Genomic DNA, 23,438 nt, shown 5'->3' with positions numbered 1-23,438 from the left:
GGCTGAGGCCGCACAAACCACGGCCCGCCCCCTGGTTGGGCAGAGCTAGGAGGCTGGACCGTTCTGCTGACTGGGGTAGACCCACCACTGAGATGTGGCGTCGCCTTGCGGTGTCGGCCCGCCGACGGGACCCGCCGAGCCGGTACGGGGAGCGGCCCGGTATACCTGGATCGGCTGCGTGGCCGATCCCCCGGAGCCCTGCGGCGTCGGCCCGGACGAGGCCGAGGCGGCACCGGTCAACCCGCTTCCGGTGTCCTGGCTGGGACGCTGGATCAGCGGCTGCCCGCGGTCACCATCACTGGGAGGCCGACGGATGAGTGCGCGGCCCTTGTCGCCCGTGCCGCCCGCGTCCTCGCCGAATCGGAAGCTGGTCTGCTTCTGCTCACCGCCGGAGATCTCTCCCGAGCCTCCGCTCGGATCGATCCCGGAGACGACACCGTCGGAGCCCTGGCCCGGTACCTTTGCCGGTCCCTGTGGAGCAGGCATACCGGTACTGGCCTGGACAGCGAGCTGCCCCGCCGTCTTCGCGGCTCGAGCGGCCACCGCCGCGCCCGACACACCGGTGCGGTGCAGATCCTCCTGCCCGCCGCCGTCCGCAGCCCAGTGGACGAACTTGTAGGTCGCGTACGGGCACAGCAGAACCAGCACCATGATCACGATGCCTGCCATGGCGTCCGACAGGGCACCGAGGCCGTCCGCCGGATCGGTCTTGCCCATGGCGGAGATGCCGAGGAGGAACACGATCGTCATCAGCATCTTGCTGACGATCAGCGTGCCGGTGGCTTCGATCCACCCGCGCCGCCAGCGCCGGGCGACCTCCCAGCCGCCGCCGGCACCCGCGAAGACCGCCAAGGTGACCAGGACCAGGATCCCGATCTTGCGGGCGACCATCACGGCCCAGTACAGGAACGCCCCGACGGCGGCGCCGAGAGCGACGATGGAGGGGATGCCCCAGCCCAAGCCGTACATCGCGCCGTAGAGGTTGACCTTGATCATGCGGCGTACCGCGTCGTCGATCGAGCTGTTTGCCGCCTGGAACAAGCCGGCGCTCAACGCGTCGACCACGGTGAGGGCGACGGTGGTGAAGGCGATGGCGGCGAACGCGAAGATCACGCCGCCGACCGTGCCGCTGACGGCCTGGGCGAGCGCCCGCTCGTCGCGGCGCCACGCGGCGCGCATCAGCTGCAGGCAGAAGGTGCCGACGGTCAAGATGAGGCCGATCGGCAGCAGCAGCTCGTAGTTCGAGCGGAACCACTCGGCGTTGAGATCGATGCCGGTGGTCTGGTCGACGGCCTGGGCGGCGAGATCGGCGCCGCCCTGGGCCATCTCGCCCATGGACTTGGCGATCCACGCGCCGATTCCGTCGGTGACGGCTTCGCCGGTGGAACCGACCACGCCGCCGACGATGCCGCAGACCTTGTCCATCATGGGGATGTCGCAGGCTCCCACAGGGGGTACCTCCTTTCAGGGACGGGGGGAGTCACGGCGAGACGGTCGGCAGGACGCCGGCCAGCGCACAGCTCTGCTGCGGCCGGCACTGAACCGCGAGCGTGAGGGAGCGGGCCTCCGCTCCACCGCCGGCACCGGCCCAGGCGATGGACTGACGCCCCGAGACGGTGACGGCGTAGACGTAGGCGGAGGTGATGGCACCGGGGTCGGCGGCCAGGGCTGCCTTGAATACCTCGGGGAAGTGCCCCTCGCCCACGGTGGCGGTGATGTGCTGCTGGTTGTCCCGCAGCCGGGACCACAGCACCGGGTCAGGGATCTGTTTGGTGACGGAGGCCCAGTCCGCGTACTTCGCCTCGCTTGTCATCCACCGCTGGAGGCCGGTCAGGTGCTCGGGTTGGGAGAGGGCGCGGGTGTCATAACTCCACAGGGCCTGCGCTGCCGCTTTCCCGAAGGCGATCGGGTCACTGGTCGTGGGCGGAGTGGGGGCGCCGCCCCCCGATCCCGCGGAGGGCTTGGCCGGGACGGACGGAGCGGCCGAAGCCCTGGCCTCCGGTTCCTTCGGGCTACCGCCGGCATCGGTGCGGGTGAAGTAGGCGAGCAGTCCGGCCACCCCGGTCAGTACGGCCAGAACGACAGCACCGATCAGGATCCGCCGCCAGACCGACGAGCTGGCAGGAGCGCTGTGCCTTCCCTCGGAGAGACGCTTCTTCGGCATCAGTGGACCTGCGTGCCCATCGCTGAGAAGAACGCGACGATGCCGTTGGCGGCGCCGAGCAGCAGGGCACAACCCGCCGCGACGACGGTGCCCTTCTTGCCATTCGCCTCCGCCTGGTGGCCGCCGCTGTGATGGCCCCATGCCCAGAGGAGCGCGGAAATGGCCAGCGCGCCGACCACGGCGATGATGCCGAACAGGTTGATGGAGCTGATCACGTTCTTGAGGACGTCGAGTCCGGGAAGGCCACCCTCGCGGGGTGAGACGCCAGGGTCGTACGCGAGGAACTGGACCTTCTCAACGAACTTCATAGGGAACTCCAGTTCGAAAATGGGCATGGGGAGGCCCGAGAGTGGGATGGGGGAGAGGGGAGGGAGCCCGGTCAGACGACGCGGCGAGCGGCGAGCGCGTCCGGCTTCCAGTCCGCGAGGGTCGAGATCTTGACCACGTCACCGGTCCGTGGCGCGTGCAGAATCAGCCCCGAGCCGATGAACATCCCGACGTGTTCGGGTGCGGCGGCCGTGCCGCGCGTGAACAGCAGATCGCCGGGCTGGAGGGTGTCGACGCGCACCGCGCGTCCTTCGTTGACCTGCGTGTACGTGGTCCGGGTCAGCGAGACTCCGCCGGCCTTGAAGGACATCTGCATCAGCGAGGAGCAGTCGCACCGCCCCATCGGGTCCGGGCCCCGCGGCTCGGTGCAGGCACCGCCCCACTGGTACGGGGTACCGAGCTGCCCCAGGCCCCAACGGATAGCCGTCTGTACGGGCTTCGGGGCATCCGCCGGAATCTGGTACCCGGCCGGGAGCGAGCCGGGCGGAATCGGACCGAAGCCCGTACCGTCACCTCCTGCACCACACCCACCACCAAGGACCTTCAGGGCTGGAGTGCCGCCCGTCGGGATGGTGTTGGCGCCGCCCTGGGGGAGGACGGCGCTGACGGCCTTCTGCAGTGCTGTCGCCAACGGCTCCCATTTCGCGTACGCATCAGGGAAACCGCTCGCCTGCACTGCCTGAGCAGCCTGGGTGACGGTCATCGATTCCCACCCCGACACCTCGAGCAGTCCCTCGTAGAACTTCGTCGAGGCGTAGACGGGGTCGCGTACCTGCTCTGGTGTCCCCCAGCCCTGCGAAGGGCGCTGCTGGAACAGCCCCAGCGAGTCCCGGTCCCCGTAGTCGAGGTTCCGAAGTCCTGACTCCTGCAGGGCGGTGGCCAGCGCGACGATCTGCCCGCGAACGGGCACCTTCATCGCTACGCCGGTCGCCTGGATCGCCTTGGCGTTCGGGATCTGTTCCTTGGGGTCGTCCAGGCCCGGCACGGACACTGAGCCGCTGCTGCTGCCCTTGAGGACCGACTCCACCTGCCCGGCCACCGCGGCCGTATCGACACCCTGCTGGTCGCCGCAGGCAGCCTGTGCGTTCGAGGAGCCGATCAGGGCAACAATGAGCGGCGCGATCAGGATCAGTGGAGCGACCGCTACCGCTCCGGCTATCGCGGCAACCTTGATCACGGGTGACCGCCGTGTTCTCGCCTACGTCGAAACCTGGGCCGGGGCGAAGGACGTGCCCGGGCAAGCTGCATCCGCAGCTCCTTACTCGTAGACAGAGCAGCACCGGAGTTCTCGTCGAAAGGCCACCGGTGCCGCACTGGTCGTGAATGCTTGGCCTCAGCGAGCCAAAGGCAGCGATGACGCAGGGGAGTCGCTAACTCGCATCTACGTCATTGGTGTTGACGCGCGGCAGCCAGCCGCGCTCGTAATCTCATTCGGCACATGAGAGGTACGTCCCTCCGAATTTCCAGCAGCTCCAGGGCCTGGACTCGGCGAGACTGTAGAGACGGAATCCGGCCGCACCAAGCAGGCTGGGGATTCGCGAAGGTCCGCCTTCGAGGCGAGTGCGGGCTCATTCGGCGTGGCTGGGGAAGTCGGTTAACCTCCACCGCACCAATCCCACGAGAGCGCCGCCCGAGGCTCTACGGAGGGGTAATCCCCGGTGCGTACTCCCAGATTCCACAACAGATCTGGGATCGCGACCGACCACAAGACGAATGAAAGGCCGCACCTGTGTCGTACACGCTGCACCGAGGAGATGCGCTCACCGTCCTCAAATCCCTGCCGGACGCGAGCGTGGACGCAGTGATCACCGATCCGCCCTACAACTCGGGCGGCCGCACTAGCTCGGCCCGAACCGGGCGGACCGCCCGCGCGAAGTACACCAGCGGCGACGCCAAGCACGACCTGCAGAACTTCCCCGGCGAGAACCGCGACCAGCGCTCGTACCGCGCCTGGCTGACCGACCTGCTCACCGAGTCGTACCGGGCCTCCCGCGAACACGCGGTGGCGATGGTCTTCACCGACTGGAGGCAGGAACCGACCACCACCGATGCCCTCCAGATGGCCGGCTGGACCTGGTCCGGCACCATCCCCTGGATCAAGCCCGCCTCCCGGCCCCGCAAGGGCGGTCCGAAGCAGGACTCAGAGTTCATCGTCTGGGGCGTCAAGGGCAGCCTCGACAACACCCGCGATCTCTACCTGCCCGGCCACTACATCGCGTCCCAGCCCCGCAAGGACCGCGTGCACATCACCCAGAAGCCGGTGGAGGTCATGCGGCAGCTCGTCCAGGTCTGCCCGCCAGGCGGCACGGTCCTCGACCCCTTCACCGGCAGCGGCTCCACCGGCGTGGCCGCTGTGTTGGAGGGCCGGAACTTCATCGGCGTCGAGCTCTCCGACCACTACGCCGGCCTCGCCGAGGAGCGTCTCCGCGAGACGTGTCTACAGGACGACTTCGCCCTGGCCGGGCCTGGCAAGTGAGACGGCTGCGCCTGGGCCGCAGGGTGAAACGACAGAAGGGCGGCTGCCGTCCGGTGACAACCGGACGGCAGCCGCCCTTCTGCCCTGGTGGTGATCAGCCTGCGTCGATGCTCTGTCGGATCAGCTCACCAGCCTGCTCCAGATCCTCGTGCGACCTGATCCGTACCTCCAGGTCTCCGGTCCCGAGGCGCCCCAGACCGCTCACGTCCCGGGAGAACCCCTCGACCAGTTGGACAGTCCGCGGATCCACCTTCAAGTTCAGCACCAGGACCCGATTGCGCGGCTGGACGCGCACGGTCGCGACGTTCTTGATCCTGCGGTACGCGAAGTAGTGGACCTGGGCCTCCCGGCGGACGTCCCCGTATGCCAGCAGCACGGCGTCCAGATCCGCGAACAGGTCCTGCAGGTCCTGCGGGGCTTCGTCGAGGTACTGCTGCACCGACTTCGGGATCGTCGTCCCCGCCGGCTCCGAGGCAGCTGACACCCGCCGACGGACCGGCGCAGCCTGGCCGCCGACCGAAGCCACCAACTGCAGCGTCACGACGTCCTCGAACATCCGGTAGGCCATGAGGTCGATCCGGCGCCCGATGACCTCCAGCGCGACGGCACTGTGCGAGGTGAAGTCGCCGGCCACGCAGACCAGCCGCGGATTGGTCCAGTCGACCGTCTCCACGGCAGCAGCCCCGAGCCGGTCACGCACCAGGCCTTCGAACTCTGCGTGACTGTCCTCGAGCCACGCCAGGTAGGAGAGCGCCTGGGTGATGACCTCCTTGTCCCGGGTTCTCTTGTACTCGATGATCACGGGCGTCCCGGTCTCGTCCAGCCCAAGGGAGTCGATCCGCCCGCGGTGGCGCCCGGTGGGGTACTCGCTGGCCAGGAATCGGATGCCGAGCATGGCTTCCATGTTGGCCTCGATCAGAGACTGCAGCTCCCGCTCCAGCGCGACGGAGGACCCCGCCATCTCCACCGCCCGGCCATCCCGTATCCGGAAGGCCTTCAGATCACTCACGCCCGCCCCCATGCAAGTCCTCGGATCATCCGAAGCGACAATCGGCTTGGTCTGCCAGGTATTCCCCCCTGGGCGCGGGACACGGTGCATCTACTCGCTCAGGACCATGTACCGGAGACGCACGGCCTCACCAAACCCGAGGGCCGCTGCGAGGCTGCTGGACGTCAGGGCGCGGGGCTCTGATCCCTCACGCAAGCCCTGGAGTGCCATGTGACGCCGCAATTCATGGACGTCAAGTCGACAGCGACCTACCTGAACATGTCCGTCCAGTGGGTCTACCGGGAAGCGCCACGCCTGGGGCTTACCCCCTACAAGTTCGGCGCTGGCCGCAACGCGAAGATCCAGTTCAAGGTTTCGGACGTGCAGGCTTGGGTCAAGCAGCACCGGCTCTCGTCCTGATATCTACGTCAAGGTTGAAGGACGACGTCCAGGTGCCGCTGGACCGGTTCGAACAGTCCGTACGGGATGTATCGCGGGATCTCTGACAGAGTCACCCACGCGACTTCGGCTATCTCGTCGACGTCCGCGACATGCGCGGTCCCGCCGGCCAGCTCGCAGGCCGTGTACGAGACCCATCGTCCGGTGATCGGATGTACCCGCTCGCCCAGCGGGACCACGGCGAGCACGTCCACCCCGGCCTCCTCCTTCGTCTCGCGGACGGCGGCTTCCTCGAAGGACTCGCCCGGCTCGACCTTGCCCGCCGGGAACTGCCATGAGAGCTGGCCCTCAGCGACCCTTCGCCGGACGAGCAAGACACGCCCCTCGTGAACCACAACCGCACCTGCGACCCAAGGCGCAGGGGCAGCGGTGCTATTCAGCGATGCCTGTCCGTTATTCACGACACTCCCGTCGTTGGGGCGAAGATTGGGCGATAGCCGACGGGACGCTGTGGTCGGTCACCCTCACGTGCTCCTCGTTGTTGCTTTGAGAATTGAATAGGGGCGGCTGTCCGATCGTCATCCCTCGAAGAGCCTTTGCTCCACCGCGGCCGCTGCTGCTGCATCTTGCGGGGCGCGCTCACCAGGCCTTCCTCGAGTTTGGCTCAACAGAGGCGCCAGGCGGGTATGGAAGCCTAGTATGGAGCGGTGACGACTGGAGCTGCCTCCCCTTACTCGACCGGTGGTGGCGGTGTCCTGCTGGAGCATCGATACGCGGCAACGCTTCTTGCCGCTTTGCTGGCTGAGGATCCGGTCGGTGAGCTCGGGGATGACCTCGTTCCGCAAGTCGTGCGGCTGCAAGCCAGCGACGTCAGCCCGATCGATGACATTGTCGTAGAGGGCCGCACGGCCGACGGCCAGCTGCGGCGCGTATCGATCGGAGTGCGCAGGGATCCGGAACTGACCACCAGCGATACGACCTCGGTGCCGCTGGTGCATTCATTCCTACGGGTCGTATGCGATCACTGGGATGAGGTTGCGGCGGGCCGTTGGAGGGTTGCGCTGGCCGTTGGCGTGTCGAGTACCGCCGTGCAGCAGACGGATGCACTGGCGCGGATCGCGCAGTCCGTCCGTTCCCCGCAGGAGTTCCGGGAAGCCATTGAGCGGCCGAGGGCGACGAACCACAGTGTCCGAGCACGCTTGAAGCACCTGGACGCCCTGGTGACTTCGGCTGCCAAGGATGACCTTGCACTTGCCAAGATTCCCGCCAGCGAGTTGACGTGGCGTTGGCTATCCGCCCTGAGGGTGCGGCAACTGCGCCTGGAAGGCGTTGACGGAAGTGATCGCACCACGGCGATCTCGGCATTGAGGCGGACGGTAGCCGACGAAACAGTAGAGACCGCCAACAAGGTGTTCTCTGCGCTGGCGGAAATAGCGGGCGGATGGGCTTCGTCCGCTGCACGCGTGAATCAGGCGCTGGTACGCCGAGCGCTCAGCGGGTATCCGTTGAATCGGTCCGCGTCCTATCACCAGGCATGGTCGCGGCTTGACGGTCTGGCCCGCCGACTGCGCGAGGGAACCGGGGCGGACCTGGCGGCCGGAGAGGTGCGGCTGGAACTGGACCGTGCCGAGGAACGGGCTCGGCTCGCCGACGTCATGACCAATGCAGGCCGTACCGGGGCGGGTTTGGTGGTGACCGGTGAACCCGACGTCGGAAAGTCAGCACTCACGCTACGAGCCGCCGAGCAACTGGCCCACCAAGGAGCTGTGGTGGCCTCGCTCAGTCTGCGTGACGTTCCTGTCTCGGTAGCTGAGGTTGAGCACCTTCTGGGGGGCCAGTCGTTGGCAGACGTACTGATGGCCGGGGATATCCGCCCCACACGGCTGCTCGTCGTTGATGGTGCGGAAGCCGTCCTCGAAGGCCGGCGTGACCTGATGCGGGAACTCGCTACGGCCGCCTTCAAGGCCGGATGGGGCGTGGTTGCGGTCACTCGCACGGACGGGGCGAGACGTGTGCAGGAGGTACTGCAGACCGCCACTTCGCTGGCAGGTGGCGCCGGAGTGCCCGCCGAAGACGCCGTGGCGCGACTCTCTTCTGGAGACCGCCGCAAGCTCGTCGACAGTTTCCAGTCGCTGATCCGACTCAGTGCCGATGCCCGGGCTGAATGGCTGGTAGGCCGACCGGGCCTGGTGGATGTCCTGCTGCGGGCCGGCACCGTGACTGAGGTAAACGAACTGCTTTCCGAGGCTGATGTGTTCGCAGCAGTCTGGAACGGACTCGTCCGTAATCATGAGGAACATACACCCGGCAGGGCATCGCCCGACGACCGCGAACAGGCCGTGCTGACAGTCGCACGCCGCGCTCTCAACACACCTGATGGTGCAGCGCCGGCTGGCGGGGTGTGGGCCCAGCTGCGCTCTGACGCGGTTCTGCGCGCGCCGGCCAACCCAGCATTCGCCTCAGGCGACGAGTTTGCCACCGACCTGATTCGCGACTTCGCGCTGTGCCGGCTGTTCCTCACAGCTGGCTGGGAGCCCTTGCGGATGGCTGGAGCACCCCGATGGACGATCCGCGCCGTGCGGCTGGCCTGCCAAGCCAAGCTGCTCGCCGGGGATCGAGCAGCGGTCTGGCGCGTGCTGCGCCGCGAATTCGACCAGCTCAGCCAGTCTGAGGGGGAGCGGTGGTCGGAAGTCCCGATCGAAGCGCTGTTGACCCTCGGTGATGCGCAGGCAGCGATCGAGCATGTCTGGGATGAACTTGCCGCAAACGATCACCAAGGGCTGCAGACGTTGCTGCGTCTGGCCGACCTACGCTACGTGACTGGAAGTTTTGGAGACCCCTTCGCGCTTGCGCCAGTGGTTGCGGTCACCTACTGCAGCGACCACAACCTCGGACAGGACGACCGCTACTCGCAGCGGCCCATGGGTAGGACCATCCGCAAGCTGGTGCTGGCGTGGCTGGGCGGAATGGCCCGCGATGGCCACGGGGCCAACCCGCTGCGGCGACAGGTGCGGGATCGCATCCTCGCCTCGAAGCCGGAGTGCTACGACGAGTTCGCGGTCGAGGCACTGGTCATGCTCGGCCCTGATTTCGACGATCGCACCGAAGAGTGGCTGAGAGGCGTGGCAGCAAACGCTCCTGCCCGGCTGCGTCCAGCCGTCGAGTCGACTGGCGTGATTTTCAGCCTCGTGCAAACGCGCCCGCGTCTGCTCCTTGACCTCACCGAGGCGTATTACATCGACCAGCCAGACTCGGACGAGACGCGTGGATGGGGGCTGCGCGACGACGGCATTCGCGACCACAGGTACGGGCTCGGCTTCGGCGTGCCGTTCGCCGCCTGGCACTACGGACCATTCTTCTGGCTGTTGCAGCAACTGCCCGTCGACACGCTAGGCATGATCAACCGGATGCTGGACCACGCTGCGGCAACCCGCGTGGGGCCCGCTCGGCAACACCGCAGCTCGGCCTTCGGCGAGTCCAGGAACGCACTGGTCGGAATCGAACTCGACGTGCCCGGTATCGGCTCCCGGAGCTATGTTGGGGACGGACATGTGTGGGGTTGGTACCGTGGCTCCACCGTCGGCCCCTACCCTTGTATGAGCGCGCTCCTGGCCGTCGAGCAATTCTCGGACCACCTCATCGACAAGCTGAACATTCCTCCCAAGAGGGTCGTGGATCTGCTGCTGCAGAGCTGCAATAACCTTGCCATGCAGGGGCTCGTCGTCGGGCTGCTCATCCGTCACCTCGAAGCGGCGTCAGACCTGCTCGACCCATGGCTGGTCTCCCCAGTCGTGTGGTCACTGGAGTTCGACCGAGCCGCTGCGGAAGGTCGCTTCCATGTGCGGGGCTCCGACCCGGAGGACGCTGTAGGTGAAAACCGGCGTCGGCTCACACCTCGCGACGCCGCCGCAGAAATGACCGTGCGCGCCATAATCGCGGGCGACCAGCCCCGGCTCGACGCCCTCGCTGAAATCGCTGACCAACTCGTTGAAAACGCACAGACCGAGCTTGACAACGATCCGGACGACCAGCTTCTTGTCGTCCAGGGGTGGGCGTCCGTGCTGCGGTCCGAGAACTACCACGCCCGCCGGGCCCCGGACGGCCCGGTGGTCATACAGTACGAACCACCCGTTCCAGTCGCAGAAGCGCTCGTTCCTTCGATCGTAGACTTCAAGGTCGGCAGCGAGGCGCTGCGCCTGGAATTGACGTACTTCGACCACGGCGAGCACCCAGACGGATGGCCGGCCGACACCCTTCTGGCCGACATCTCGCTCGCACGGCAGATCGCTGCCGATCCGCCCACGAGTGGACCGCTGCACCCCGAAGACCCGCTCGCCGCCGTTGCGGCCGCCGCTATCGTTAGTTATGCGCGAGGGCTTTGCAGCATCCCGGACGACGACTTGCGATGGGCGGCAGCCAGCGTCCTTGCAGCCGCGGTGAACCCGAAATTTGACGTCATGAGCTATGAAGCGACGACGTATCCAATGGCCGCAGACCGCTCAGCCGCGAAAGCCGTCCCGTCGTTGCTCCTCCCACAATTTGACCATCTCGGCATTGACCCAGTGCGCATCGAAGAGGCGCTCACTGCACTGGCCACCCGCCTGTACCACGAAGTCCGAACTGCTTTCGTCGCCGGATGTGCTCTGGTGTGGCCTGCCCCCTGTACCGATACCCAAGACGACACGCTTTGCCGGAGGCATGCGCAGCTGTGGAACGCTGTCCAGGCGGGTCTCAGTGACTGCCGCCTTGGCCCCTGGAACCAACAGGGGCAGCGCCGACTACCGCATTTGCTGCCGCCTCCATACACGGCCACCCTGCCGGCCGTCCCTACCGCGGACTTGCTGGTAAATAGACTTTCCATGCCGATTGCCTGTACCGCCGCCGCCCGTACCACGGCCTGCTTGTCTGAGCAGACTGCCGCACTGCTGCCGGTTCTGCTGGATGCGCACCGCACCGGCACCGATCACTGGATGACCGAGGGATACGACGGCTACCAAGATTCCCAACGCGAACTCGTAGCCCGAGTACTCATCAACCTGACTGCCGCCGGTGAAACTGAGCCGCTTACTGCGCATCTGAAGACGTTTGCAGCCAATGCCAGAGCCCTGCAGCAGCTGCTTCACGACTTCGCCGTTCTCTTCACATACGATTGCCAGCTCCGCGTGCTGCTCCCGTCCGTGTGGCAATTGGTCCTCAGGACCACACTCGATGCCATTGACGCCGGCGCCGACCTGCACGGGAATGGGCACTGGTCCGACTATGCCGTCGCTGCACTCTTGCCGACTCCGCAGCTACGCAGCTCCGACCCAGACCCCGACGAAACCCTCAACCGTGCTCGCTGCGATTGGCTACCGCCCGACGCCTTCGGTGAGCTGGCCGAACGATGGCTCTCCCTTGGGAGCAGCGAACCCAAAGCCGCAGATGCGCTGGCACAGTTCGCCCGCACTGCCCCCTATCCCTGGCAGTGCACGACAGGACTGACATGGCTCGAACGTATCATTGACGGCCACTACGGCGAATTGGCTAACCGCTGCTGGTTTGTCACCCACTGGCTGGCTGAACTCCGCGAAGCAATGATTCTTGATGCTACGGCGTTGACTCGGTGGCGCCTTATCGTTGATCTTCTTGCCGCGGCCGGCGACAGCCGAGCTGTCGAACTCCAGAGGATTGACGAGTAGAACTCTAGGCAGGGGGTGTGCCGAGCCAAATGGCTCTGCCAGGAAAATCGGCTGCAACGTGAGCTTCTTCATGCGACGATCGGGAGCTGAAGGACTCTTGCATGTGGGGCAGGGTTGGAACGGATGAAGGATCATAGAGAGTGTCGACATGAATCCTTGTCGATAGCGAACCCGTACGAGCTGCTGCGGAAGTACACATGCCTGCAGTGCCAGGCCGTTCTCACGTGCTCGTGTGATCGGGAACTCGCCCTTTACGTACTTCCTCATCAGGCCACACGGGGTGTGGACGCCCAGACCCGTCTTCCGTTCGATGTCACCCTCCCCCTTGCGGACGGCGTATGCCACGAGTGCCGCGGAGAGGTGCCTCCAGCATTCCCGACGAGGCCACACCGTGGGGCTGCCAGTTTGGTCCACCGGTACTACTGGCGAGAGATCTACAAGGAGGCAAACCACCGCTTCATTCAGTGGGCGTTGGAGCAGGGACTGCCGTTGACGGGGCCCGACGGGCAGCCTGTGGTAATGGCGCTCTCCCACGAGCATCGGGACAAATACGAAGCCATCCAGCGATCGATTGTTCGTGAGATCCGAGACCGGCACGAACGTGATCCGAAGTACGACTTCACCAGGCCGTCAGAGGCGGAGGTGCTGGCCTCTTGTCAGGTAGTGGTTGAGGACTTCCCGGCATGTTATGTCACCCCGACCATCGGCCATGTACAAGTGGTGCCGCTTGACTCGGTAGATCTCAATATCGCTGTGAGCGTCGAGGAGTTCGTGGCCCACCACATGCGCAAGGCAGGGCGGCAGGTCATGTTCTGCGAGAGCAGGCCATTTCAAGCGCTCTATGCCACCTTGATGTGGTTGTGGGTGCAGGATCCGAGGGATCCTCGAAGCCGGCCAGCCGGCTTCGGTGCGCGCGACGGGGCGGATGTCGGCCGGGAGGGGCTCATTTGGACGATGCTTCCCGACGACTTCGGCAGCCCTTCCCACGCCAGCCGTCGTGCAGATTCGTTGAAGGAGCATCTCGAGAGCCTTCCACGCACGGCGGATGAGCTTCTGTGGGTCTTCGACCACTGGAGCTCGTATGCGCAGGACTTGCGGCAGTACCTCTGGGCGTATCAGGCCTCTGACGTCGAGCGCGGCCGCAAGCTCATCGAAATCTTGGGACCGGACCAGATCAAGAGGGTCCTCCGGTTCCTTGCAGACGACTACTGGGGAAGATATCTGGGATGGCCTGACTTGGTGTCCTGGCGGGAGAGTACGGCCGGGGTCGCAGATGTCCAGTTCACCGAAGTTAAGTCGAGCAGCGACAAGCTGAGTGAGGATCAGCGCGACTGGATCACGAACAACAGCGCTTGCCTGCACCTACCCGTGAAACTTGCCAAAGTGCACAGGACAAAACAGCTTCCACGGCGCTGAACTCAGTGCCCCCGGCTCAGTCAACTCGCCTCGCCCGCCTAAACTGGTGGGCCTCACCTTGCAGCGGCGTCGGCCTGTCAGAGACATCTACGCCGCCAGGCCCACGTCGAGGATCTTGGCGGCTTTGCCGATGGAGCCGGGCATGAGGTGGCGGTAGATCTTGAAGGTGATGTCGAGGCTCTTATGGCCCATCCACTCGGCGACGTCGGTGATGGGGATGCCGTTGGTGAAGCAGTTCGAGGCGAAGAAGTGGCGGAGGCTGTAGATCACCATGCCGTCGGGGACGTCGACCTCGCCTGCGCGCTTGATGCGTTGCCACTGGTTCTGGAGGTAATAGGCGAGGTACGGCTTCGTCGGGTCCATGGGGTGGCGGAGGAGGTAGCCGTCGACCGTGCCGTGTTTGTCGGCGTACCACTCGATGGTTTCGCGGACGCGGGCTGGGAGGGGGACGTCGCGGTAGTCGGTGGGCTTGCGGTGCTTGAGGCGGCCGTAGGTCTTGGTGGTCTGGTTGACCTGTTCGGTGATGCGGTAGACGTCGCTTGCGACGAGGTTGTTGAGGTTGACGGCGAAGGCCTCGCCGTTGCGCATGCCGCAGCCGCTCATGAGATCGGCGATGAGGAGGAAGCGGTCGTCGCCGGCGGTGCGTATGTCGCGGAGCTGGGCGGGGGAGGGGATGACCGCGCGCTCGGGGTCGTACTGCGGGGGCTTGACGCCCAGGACCGGGTTCTCGGTGTAGATGCCGAGCCGGTAGGCGTCCAGGAGGACGGACTTCACCTTGTCGAAGGCGTTGGACTGGGTGGCGAGGCCGGCGCCGTTGCGCTCCATGGTCCGGATGAAACCGTCGACGACCTTGTGGTCGAAGGTGCTCATTCGGCGGCTGCCGAGCGTCGGGAGGATGTGGTGCTCGAGCAGGGACTCCAGGGTGCGGAGCGACGACTCGGCGAGGTCGCGCTGGCCGGCCTTCCACTCCGCGGTGTACTCGCGGAACTGCATCGCGCCGTACTTCTGGATGCGGTCGGCCTTGCTCCGGTTCCGGGGAGCGGCCTTCTTCTCCTGGTAGACCGCGGTGAGGCGGGCGATGGCCTTCTCCTGGGTGGAGAAGCCTGCCTCCTCGGTCTGCTTCCCGGCCGCGTTGCGGTAACGGAGCGTGTAGTCGTGTGGGCACTTCGACCAGCGGGACTGCGGGTGCTCGCAGTCCTTGTAGAAGGTGCCCATGCCGTGGGGCAGAGACTTCGTTGCCATGCGGTGCGGGACTCCTGGGGCGCCAATGCTGACCTTTTGCTGACCCCAGAGGTTCCAATCCATTCCTGACCTGCACGAAGACGGATATCTCGTGTTACGTTCTGGAACTGGATCGGTCGCTCCAACGAGGAGATCGTCCAGTTCCGCAAGGACTGGACGGAAGGCACCCGCTACGGCGAAGTAAAGGGCTACGACGGTCCTCCGATTCCTGCCCCGGAACTTCCCCCAACTCGCTTGAAGCCCAGGGGTAGAACGCGCTGAACAGCGCAGATGTCATCAAGGATGCGGGCTGCACGTGGCGGTTCGCATCGTTCCGCTTCTAGGGGGCGGGCGGGAGTCGACGTGATCTCGGTCGTGTGCTCGGCGAGGGCGTGTGGAATCGGCCCGGCCGGGCGTGAGCCGCGTTCCTGCGGACTCGTGATCCCGGCCGGGCCGTCCGGTCCCGGTAACCTCCTAGTGGCGGGCGCCCTGCGGGTTGCGTCGTATGCCGGTTGCGGCGAGGGCGGCGCCGATGACGCACAGGGCGCCGGTGACGAGCGCGGCGGTGTGGACTCCGTTGATGAATGCCTGGCCGCTGCCTTCGATCACCGCGGCCTTCAGCTGCGCCGGCATGTCTCCGGAGACGGGTGAGATGCCCATGGCGACCGCGTCCTTGGCCCCGTGCAAGCCCTCGGCCATGGGCGCGGGCACCCCGGCGGAGGTGAGTTCGGCGGTCAGGGTCGAGTTGACCCGGCTGCTGATCAGGGAGACCAGTACGGAGGTTCCGAGCGCGCCGCCGATCTGGAGCGCGGTGGCCTGGAGGCCGCCCGCGACGCCGGCGTCCTTGACCGGGGAGTTGCCGACGATGGCGTCGGAGGAGGCGGCCATGACCATGCCGACGCCGAGGCCCAGGGCGATGAAGGGCGGCCACATGGCGATGTACGGCGAGTCCACGCCACATGCGAGCACGCCGAATGCGGCGCCGCCTTGCAGCGCCATGCCGAGCGGCATGGACAGCCCGGCGCCGTACTTCTCGGTGAGCTTCGCGCCCAGCGGCGAGGCGACCACGGAGGCCAGGCTCAGCGGCAGGGTGCGCACGCCCGCTTCGACGGGGGTGAAGCCGCGTACGTTCTGGAGGTACAGCATCACGAAGAAGATCACGCCGAGCAGGACGAAGAAGTTGATCGCCGTGATGATCGCGCCGATGGTCAGCGCGCGGTTGCGGAACAGCCGCATGGGCAGCAGTGGGTGCTCCACCCGGGTTTCGTACCAGCCGAACACCAGGAGGATCGCGAGGCCGGCGGCGAGCGTGCCCAGCGTCGAGCCGGAACTCCAGCCCCACGTCTCGCCCTTGACCACACCGAACACGACGATGAGCAGTCCGAGGGCGAGCAGGACGACACCGGGGACGTCGAAGCGCTGGTCGCCGGAGGCGGAGGCGTTCTTGCTCTGCGGCAGGACGAGTGCGCTGAAGACGAGCGCGAGCACGCCGATCGGAGCGTTGATGTAGAAGACGGACTCCCAGTTGACGTGCTCGACGAGGAGCCCGCCGACGATGGGGCCGAGCGCGGTGGACACCGACGACACCATCGCCCAGATGCCCACGGCCATGCCGAACTTCTTCGGCGGGAACACCGCGCGCAGCAACCCGAGCGTGTTGGGCATCAACAGCGCGCCGAAGAAGCCCTGTACGGCGCGGAAGACGATGACGCCCTCGATCGATCCGGCCAGGCCGATGGCGACCGACGCGAGCGTGAAGCCGACGACTCCGACCAGGTAGAAGGTGCGCCGGCCGAAGCGGTCACCGAGCTTTCCGCCGAGGATCAGGGCGGCGGCCAGCGCCAGCAGGTAGGAGTTGGTGACCCATTGCAGATCGGCGGTGGAGGCGTTCAGGTCCCGGCCGATCTCCGGGTTGGCGATCGCGACGACGGAGCCGTCCAGACCGACCATGAACAGGCCGAAGGCGACGGCGACGAGCGTCAGCCAGGGATTGGCGCGGCGGCCCACCGGAGCGGCGGGGCGGATGTGTGCGGGCAGGGGAGAGCTGTCCACGGCAGTGGAGGACACGGAGATGCCTTGCTTCCTCGTACAGGTGAAGGGCGACGGGACGCGGGTGCGCGAGAGCCGTCAGTGGGCGGCGGGGTGAATGTGCCGCGCCATGCCCCGCAGCGCGCCGAGCACCGACCCGATGGCGTCGAGATCCCCGTCCGTGAGGGTGTGCAGGGCCTCGACGAGGTAGCCGTCCAGGAGGCTCCCGACCTCGGCGAGGCGCTGCCGGGCCTCGGCCGTCAGGTGCAGATGCGCGACCCGCTTGTCCGCGGAGTCCTGCCTGCGCTCCAGCAGCCCCTGGCTCGCCAGCTGGGTGACCAGGGCGCTCACGTTGTTCGGCTTCATCAGCAGGACCTCGGCGGCCTCGCGCACCGTGACACCGTCACGCTCGCCGACGAGCCGCAGGAGCGCGAGCTGGCTCTCGGGCGGCTTGGGGTGCGGAAAGTCCTGGGCGAGACGCCGGTCGAGTGCCCGGTTCAGCGCGGGCAGGACGGCCGACATCGCTGACGCGATCTGCCGGATGTCCTGCTCGGACGCGCTGGGGGTGGCCATACGGGCAATATAAGTATGCCTAGATACCTATGTCAACATACTTAATTGCTCGTCCGGTCGGGGGATCGCCGTCCCGGCCATCACGCACCGCGCTGACTCCTAGGCCAGATGGCGGCATTTGGAGTACTGGCGACATGTCGTGATTGATAATCAGATATACCTACGCATACAACGTTCCTCGCAGCTCGAACAGGGACACTCCCTGATCGGGTCGTTCGAGGAGGATCCATGCAGCACTTCGCCGTTCGCGGGAATCCGCTTGTGGGGAGCGTCCGGGGGTACGTGTCGAAGCGCGGCGTTCGGAAAGCATCGTGCACGGTACTCGCTGCCGCAGCCGTTCTGACGCCGTCCGTCGCACTGGCGGCTCCTGCGGCACCCGGCACGTACGCATACGTCGCCAACACGGGCCAGAACAAGGTCCGGGTGTTCGACACCGCCACCAACGCCCTCGTGACGAGCATCGACACCGGAGCGTTCAGCGGGCCCCTGCAGGTCGCCGCCACCCGAAACGGCAAGAAGGTGTACGTGACGGAGCGGGACTCGGGCGCCGTGTCGGCGATCGACGCTCTCACCAACACCGTGGTGGCCGAAATCCCCACGGGGAACGGCACTCCGGAGAGCGTGGCCATCTCGCCGGACGACAGTCGCGCCTATGTCACCGTGGAGGGGAACGGCCTGGCCAACCGCGTGGTGGCGATCAACACCGCCACCAATGCCGTCGTGGGCACCCTCGAGACGGGGGCGGACACGCTCCCGAACGGGCTGGCGGTATCCCCGGACGGGAAACGCCTTTACGTCGCCTACCGGGGCGCAGGTGTGGTGGCGGTGATCGACTCCGCCACCATGACGCTCATCACGACGGTGGGCGTCGGGCCGAGCGCACCGCGAAGGGTGGCCATCTCGCCGAGCGGCGCACGTGTCTACGTCACCGAGAACTCCTCGGGCGAGGTATCGGTCATCGACACCGCCACCAACACGGTCGTGGTGCCGATTCCGGTCAACCAGGGGCTGGAAGGCGTGGAGGTCTCGCTGGACGGAAAGCGCGTCTACGTCGCCGACCGGAACAACGCCCGGGTGGCGGTCATCGATGCCGCCACGAACAGCGTCGTCACTTCGATCCCCACCACCGGGGATCCCGCGGAAATGGCGGTTTCCCCCACCGGAGCCCGGCTGTACGTCAGCCACCCCAACGGCGCGCACGGGGTATCCGTCATCGACCTCGCCACCAACTCCGTCTCCGCGACCATCGACAGTCCCGAAGGCGCGCTGATCGGAATCGACCTGGGCTCCGTGCCGGGTACCTCAAAGGTGTCCTGTCCGGCCGGCAGCGTGCTGACGGGCGGCGGCTTCGGATCCACTGGTCCCGCACCGGATCAGTTCGTCAGCAGGCCGGTACCCGGCACCAACGACTGGGAGGTGAACGGGCAGAACAGGACGCGGGACGACGTCACCCTCACCCCGTACGCCGTCTGTGCCACGCCATGACGGCCTCGCGACGACCCGAAGGCAGCCTTCGTCTGCCCACGGCCCCGGGTTCACTTCCAGCGGACAATGATCAGGAGTAAGCGCATGCCGTCTGAAAGCTCTGGAAGCACAGCAGCAACGTGGCGGAGCGGTCCGCCACGCCGGACCGGATGGGTCGCCGGAGCCGTTGTCTCGCTCGCCCTGACGGGTGCCGGTTTCGCGGTGCCCGCAGCCGCCGCCACCCCGCAGGACCCGTCGGACGGGCAGTACCTGACGGTGGATCCGCCTCCGCAGTACGACGGATGCGCCGAGGGAGGGCCATGGGACGAGTCGTGCGAGTCCCACCCCGGAGAGCCTCCGTTTCCTCCCGGACCTCCGGGACCTCCCGGACCGGCTGGACCGGCTGGACCGGCTGGAGCCCCCGGTCCTCCTGGAGCCCAGGGCGCTCCGGGGGTCCCCGGCCCAGCCGGCAGCCCGGGATCAGCCGGGCCCGCCGGACCCCAGGGAGTAGCCGGACCTGCGGGCCCTCCCGGTCCCCCCGGACGCGTTTTCACCCTCGTCATCACGGGCCAGCCCGTCTTGATCCCCGCGGCTCCGTAGCGGCACCGGGCCCCTCGCGGGCTGCCGCACCGCACGGCCGGCACGACCACGTGCCGCCGGCCGTGCGGCGCACCTGGCGGCACGGAAGGTGAGCCCGTGAGGGGCTCGGCGAGACCCCCGGAGCGCCGAGTGGGTCACGATGACCCTCGCCCCGACCGGGGCCGTTGGATGGACGGTGATCTGGGAGGGAAGAGGTGCGGGGACGGCGACGAGGCGGTTCCGGCGGATGCCTACTTCCACTACGACGAGGGTGCCCTACACCTGGAGTACCGGCACGAGGGCGAGTCGATGAGCATCGTTGAGGACGCGCCAGGGACGTACACCGTGACGCGGTCGGCCTGACGGGTTCTGCGGTCATCGAAGCCCCCTCCACTGAAAAGGTCGGGAGGGGGCTTCGATGTGCTCGCTACCGCGGCGCTGACGAGTCCGTCGAGCAGATCCAGCGCGACCTGGTCATCTACGCGAGGTGCGAGCGGGCGCGGGCTTCCAGGCAGTACTCACGGACTGTTCACCCCTCAGCCAGACCCACCGGCCCGGAGCCCGCGGTTGAACCCAAACGCATAGCCCAAGTGCTGGACAGAGCTCTCCGTTGTCCGTTGTCCACTCGAAAGCCCTTGCAGCCCACAGACCGCCAGCCTAGCTACCTGACCAGGCCCGCAATGCAGAAATGCCCCCACCTGGGAGGTGAGGGCATCGAGCGGGCCCGGCTTGCTCAAGGCCGCTGTTCCGACAAGGACGGTCTGCCCCGTGATCCGTTGAGCTCTTCCCCAAGGGTCCTCTGGCCGAGAATGGCCACGAGGCGCTGGCTGACCTCTGTCTGCGTTCCGCGCCCCGAAACCTTGGCCAGATAGATCCGCGCGTGATCCTCCCAGTCGACGTACTGCTCCCGGGCGTCCAGATGCAGCAGTGTCCAGCGCATCAGGACGGCCACGATCAGCTGGTGTCAGCCGGTGGTGCCGGCGATACCGCCGGGTGCTGGAGGCGGGCTCTGGAGGGTGGACCGGTGCGGAGGGTGGCTACCACTGCCCGATGATGGGGTTGTCCGTGGGGTTGCCGAAGCGGACGTTGTAGATCACGGTGTCGGAGTCCTTCGCGGCGCCGTAGAAGCCGGATTCCGCCGGCCGGTGGATACCGACCTTGTCGGTGCCGTCGCCGTTCCAGTCACCCTTGATCGGGACGTCGCCGGGGTTCCCGAACTTCACCTTGTGGTCGACCGGGGCGGAAGTCTGTGAATCGGTGAGGTAGAACGTCGTGTCCGAAGAGCGGTAGACACCTATCGTGTCCTTGCCGTCGCCGTTCCAGTCCCCAACCATCGGGGTGTCACCATCGACCCCCATCACGAGCGAGTAGGCCACCGAGACGTTGTCGTTGGACAGGTTGAACGACAGGTCCGAGGGACGGTAGACGCCGATCGTGTCGACACCGTCACCGTCCCAGTCACCGACGAGCGGCACGTCGCCCGGGTTGCCGAACTTGCGCGCCACGGCGACCGAGAGGTTGTCGTCGGACAGGTAGAAGCCCTGATCGCTGGGCCGGTACACGCCGAACGTGTCCTTCTTGTCCCGGTTCCAGTCGCCTGTCAGCGGAACGTCACCCTGGGCACCGAAGACCGCCTGTCCCGACAGCTTTCCGCTCCGGTCCGCCTTGTAGAACGTCGAATCGGCGGGACGGTGTACGCCAACGGTCGCCGCCGCCACGAAGGTGTGGTCGTGGATCCACTGCCCCAGGTCGTCCGTCCGCGCGGAGATGGCGCCCGTACGGGTTTCGGCGGCGTCGGTGCCGAGGCAGCCGCCTTGCCAGGAGCGGGAGTTGACGCCGACGAGCTCACCGGCGGCGTTCAGGAGCGGGCCGCCCGTGTCGCCCTTGCACAGGACGTCGGCGCCCTTGCCGGTGACGGCCAGGGTGGTGGCGGTGCTGGAGTTGGTGGTGAAGGTGCCGGTGTGGAGCTTGCCGGGGACCCACTCCGTCTTCGTCCGTCCGAACCCGGCCGCCGTCAGCTCGGCTCCGGCCGCGGGGGCACTGTTGGCGCGCTTGACGCCCGCGATGCCGGTCGTGGGGGTGGCCAGTCGGGCCAGGACCACGTCGCGGTCGGTGCGCGGGACGAGCTCACTGACCTCGACGGTCTTCGCGTCGCCGAGGGTCACGACGGCCTTGAGGGCCGGCTTCCCGGCCGGTACCGCGTCGCCGGGCGTGGCGCCGAAGCAGCTCGCGGCGGTCAGGACCCAGGAGGCGTCGACCAGAGTGCCCGCGCAGGCGCGGCTGTTCGTCTCGTCGCCGATGTTCAGCTTCACGACGTACGCGTGCTGACCGGCCAGGGCCTCGGGGCCGTGAAGGGCCACGGCGGGACCGGCCGATACCAGCCCCGCCGCAACCGCGGTGGCCGTGGCCGTGGCAAGGAGGCAGGTCATCTGCGCGGTGCGCGGACGGAGGACATGCATGCGGAACTTCCTTACGGATCGGGAGTTGTTGGCTGCGGCGGTCCGCAGTGGATGATCAACGGAGCGGAGGCGCGCGCCATGGGGGCTCCACCCCGAATCGCCGGCGCGAAGCCGTACGCATGCCGTGCGTACGGGAGCGATGAGACATGCTGCTCCAACTCGCTGCCGGTGCATGGCAGTTGCGCGGATCTCTCTTGCCGGCCCCGAGCCGGATCCCTCGCCCGGATCCCTGGTGGTGATCTTCCGGGGAGACGTTAGCGGGTCGACCGCGCATTTATCAATGATGGATGAGGTCTGATCAACGTTGGTTGATCTTGGGGTCCGATACCCAGGGCGCCGGCGGCCCCGCGCCGGAACGCTGCCGCCACCTCGGCGATGCGTCAACCGTCGATAACTTTTCGCCAATAAACGAAAGTTGATGGCCGATCAACCATGGTTGATTTTCAGTGATGCTGCGGCATACGGTGTGCCCCTTCGCACTTGCAGACCGATGTTGCACACACCAACTGTCCTTTCCGGAAGTCCTGGTGCGCGCTGCCGTGCTGTCTGCCTCGCTGCCTACCACGGGGAATACATGACCGAGTTGCCGCCGGCGTTCTGGAGCAGACGCCGGATCCTCACTACCGCGGCCGGCGTCGCCGCCGTCCCCGCGCTGTCCTCGACCCTCGCTCTGGTCGCCACGCCCGCCCGGGCGGCCGAGGGCACGAGCACGGATCCCACCGGCCTGCCCGCCACTGACAGGGGCAAGGCGGTGTGGGCGTACAAGACGGGAGGCCGTGCCGTCCGCGAGGAGGCCGCCGCCGCGCTCGCCGGTTCCCCGGCGGCCGTCGCAGCCTTCCTCACCTCCCAACTGCCCGCCGCCAAGGCGTATGACAACCGCTTCGCGATCCTCTCCGCCCTGCCCTACGCGGGCAAGTCGGTCCAGCAGTCGGCCGGTGCGGCGCTGTCGGCCGGGGACAGCGCCGTCGCCACGTTCCTGGCGGGTGGTTACACGAAGGCACTGGAGACCGATCTCCGGGCCGAGGTCTTCACCGTCATGAACCACAGCGGTGCGGGCGTCAAGCGTGAGGCCGCCAAGGCGCTGAACCTCGGGACCGCCAAGGCCCTCGACACCTTCCTGACGACCACCCAGTTCACCGCGCAGCAGGAGGACGACCGGGCCGAGGTCTTCACCATCCTCTCCACCGCTTCGCCCGAGGTGAAGAAGTACGCGGAAAGGGCGCTGAGCCAAGGTACGCCCGAGGCGATCCGCCAGTTCCTCGGCTCCGGCCAGTACATCGCACGGGCCCGTGACGAGGAAGCGGCGACCATCGACCAGCTGGTCGCCATCGTCGAGCGGGAGGGCCAACGGGCCCAGCTGCAGACGGAGCAGGCCGTCGCCGCCTCCGACAACGCCAAGCAGGCCGCTGCCGAGGCCAAGACCGCCGCTCTGAAGGCAGCGGACGAAGCACGGGCCGCCCAGCAGGACGTGCGCAAGGCAGCCAGTGCCGCGAACAGCGCCGCGAGCGCGGCCAACGGCGCGGCCGCGGCCGCCGCCACCGCGATCGGCGCCGCACGCATCGCGCAGTCCGCCGCCGGGCGCGCGGCCGCGGCGGCCCCGGGCGCCCCGGCCCCCCCCCCCGCCCCCCGGGAACCCCCCCCCCCCGCCGACAACCCCGCGATCGCC

Annotated in this window: 18 protein-coding genes and 1 pseudogene; 8 read left to right on the top strand and 11 right to left on the bottom strand. The window is 67.1% G+C overall.

From position 1 onward, the window contains the following. Positions 1-45 precede the first annotated feature (45 nt). The 4 genes from ABZZ17_RS25595 to ABZZ17_RS25580 form a co-directional block, all read right to left on the bottom strand. Entirely contained in the window at positions 46-1,425 is a 1,380-nt protein-coding gene (locus ABZZ17_RS25595; protein WP_356878993.1) for an ATP-binding protein, read from the bottom strand. A 55-nt stretch (positions 1,426-1,480) separates the two neighbouring features. Beyond that, positions 1,481-2,164 carry a hypothetical protein gene (locus tag ABZZ17_RS25590; protein WP_356878885.1) on the bottom strand — a complete coding sequence of 228 codons (684 nt, stop codon included), beginning with the start codon at positions 2,162-2,164 and terminating at the stop codon, positions 1,481-1,483. Then, complete coding sequence (locus ABZZ17_RS25585; protein WP_356878883.1) at positions 2,164-2,472, bottom strand: DUF6112 family protein; 309 nt, start codon at positions 2,470-2,472, stop codon at positions 2,164-2,166. Before ABZZ17_RS25585 ends, ABZZ17_RS25590 begins: the two co-directional genes overlap by 1 nt. A 71-nt stretch (positions 2,473-2,543) precedes the next feature. Further along, positions 2,544-3,668, bottom strand: coding sequence for a C40 family peptidase (locus ABZZ17_RS25580; RefSeq protein ID WP_356878881.1), 1,125 nt, complete (start codon positions 3,666-3,668; stop codon positions 2,544-2,546). A gap of 552 nt (positions 3,669-4,220) precedes the next feature. Here ABZZ17_RS25580 and ABZZ17_RS25575 point away from each other — a divergent pair. Continuing rightward, positions 4,221-4,967 (top strand): site-specific DNA-methyltransferase, encoded by a 747-nt coding sequence (locus tag ABZZ17_RS25575; protein ID WP_356878879.1) that lies wholly within the window; start codon positions 4,221-4,223, stop codon positions 4,965-4,967. 94 nt (positions 4,968-5,061) lie between these two features. Here ABZZ17_RS25575 and ABZZ17_RS25570 read toward each other — a convergent pair whose 3' ends face one another. Then, entirely contained in the window at positions 5,062-5,988 is a 927-nt protein-coding gene (locus tag ABZZ17_RS25570; protein WP_356878877.1) for a DUF5655 domain-containing protein, read from the bottom strand. A gap of 198 nt (positions 5,989-6,186) precedes the next feature. On the opposite strand from ABZZ17_RS25570, the gene ABZZ17_RS25565 reads away from it, so the two are divergent. Then, positions 6,187-6,375, top strand: coding sequence for a helix-turn-helix domain-containing protein (locus ABZZ17_RS25565; protein ID WP_356878875.1), 189 nt, complete (start codon positions 6,187-6,189; stop codon positions 6,373-6,375). Positions 6,376-6,383: 8 nt separating this feature from the next. On the opposite strand, the gene ABZZ17_RS25560 is transcribed toward ABZZ17_RS25565, so the two are convergent. Then, complete coding sequence (locus ABZZ17_RS25560; RefSeq protein WP_356878991.1) at positions 6,384-6,794, bottom strand: NUDIX hydrolase; 411 nt, start codon at positions 6,792-6,794, stop codon at positions 6,384-6,386. Positions 6,795-7,061: 267 nt separating this feature from the next. On the opposite strand from ABZZ17_RS25560, the gene ABZZ17_RS25555 reads away from it, so the two are divergent. Then, positions 7,062-12,032, top strand: coding sequence for a hypothetical protein (locus tag ABZZ17_RS25555; RefSeq protein WP_356878873.1), 4,971 nt, complete (start codon positions 7,062-7,064; stop codon positions 12,030-12,032). Between the two features lie 519 nt (positions 12,033-12,551). Then, a complete protein-coding gene (locus ABZZ17_RS25550) occupies positions 12,552-13,448 on the top strand; it encodes a VRR-NUC domain-containing protein (RefSeq protein ID WP_356878871.1) in 897 nt (298 codons plus the stop codon). A gap of 87 nt (positions 13,449-13,535) precedes the next feature. Here ABZZ17_RS25550 and ABZZ17_RS25545 read toward each other — a convergent pair whose 3' ends face one another. Further along, on the bottom strand, positions 13,536-14,690 hold the full coding sequence (locus ABZZ17_RS25545; protein ID WP_356878869.1) for a tyrosine-type recombinase/integrase: 1,155 nt from the start codon (positions 14,688-14,690) through the stop codon (positions 13,536-13,538). A gap of 93 nt (positions 14,691-14,783) precedes the next feature. On the opposite strand from ABZZ17_RS25545, the pseudogene ABZZ17_RS25540 reads away from it, so the two are divergent. After that, positions 14,784-14,951: pseudogene (locus ABZZ17_RS25540) on the top strand (pirin); the annotation flags it as partial. A 192-nt stretch (positions 14,952-15,143) separates the two neighbouring features. Here the strand turns inward: ABZZ17_RS25540 and ABZZ17_RS25535 are convergent. Together ABZZ17_RS25535 and ABZZ17_RS25530 are read right to left on the bottom strand one after the other, a co-directional pair. Further along, a complete protein-coding gene (locus ABZZ17_RS25535) occupies positions 15,144-16,721 on the bottom strand; it encodes an MFS transporter (RefSeq protein WP_356878989.1) in 1,578 nt (525 codons plus the stop codon). Between the two features lie 75 nt (positions 16,722-16,796). Beyond that, the gene (locus tag ABZZ17_RS25530) at positions 16,797-17,270 is read right to left on the bottom strand and encodes a MarR family transcriptional regulator (RefSeq protein WP_356878867.1); all 474 of its coding nucleotides are present in this window, start codon (positions 17,268-17,270) and stop codon (positions 16,797-16,799) included. 228 nt (positions 17,271-17,498) lie between these two features. Here ABZZ17_RS25530 and ABZZ17_RS25525 point away from each other — a divergent pair, with 228 nt between their 5' ends. After that, positions 17,499-18,755, top strand: a complete 1,257-nt coding sequence (locus ABZZ17_RS25525; RefSeq protein ID WP_356878865.1) for a beta-propeller fold lactonase family protein — start codon at positions 17,499-17,501, stop codon at positions 18,753-18,755. Between the two features lie 747 nt (positions 18,756-19,502). Beyond that, a complete protein-coding gene (locus tag ABZZ17_RS25520; RefSeq protein ID WP_356878863.1) occupies positions 19,503-19,676 on the top strand; it encodes a hypothetical protein in 174 nt (57 codons plus the stop codon). 370 nt (positions 19,677-20,046) lie between these two features. Here ABZZ17_RS25520 and ABZZ17_RS25515 read toward each other — a convergent pair whose 3' ends face one another. Both ABZZ17_RS25515 and ABZZ17_RS25510 read right to left on the bottom strand, forming a co-directional pair. Beyond that, positions 20,047-20,265, bottom strand: a complete 219-nt coding sequence (locus tag ABZZ17_RS25515) for a hypothetical protein (protein ID WP_356878861.1) — start codon at positions 20,263-20,265, stop codon at positions 20,047-20,049. 85 nt (positions 20,266-20,350) lie between these two features. Beyond that, complete coding sequence (locus ABZZ17_RS25510) at positions 20,351-21,772, bottom strand: S1 family peptidase (RefSeq protein ID WP_356878859.1); 1,422 nt, start codon at positions 21,770-21,772, stop codon at positions 20,351-20,353. Between the two features lie 574 nt (positions 21,773-22,346). Between ABZZ17_RS25510 and ABZZ17_RS25505 the strand changes: the two genes are divergently transcribed. Then, positions 22,347-23,438 (top strand): ALF repeat-containing protein (locus ABZZ17_RS25505; RefSeq protein ID WP_356878857.1); only part of this gene is annotated, 1,092 nt, incomplete at its 3' end.

Origin of the sequence: Streptomyces sp. NPDC006512 (assembly GCF_040611935.1) — a bacterium.
Taxonomy (GTDB): domain Bacteria; phylum Actinomycetota; class Actinomycetes; order Streptomycetales; family Streptomycetaceae; genus Streptomyces.
Note: the sequence above shows the minus strand (reverse complement) of the source record. Positions and strands in the feature narration are given on the sequence as shown.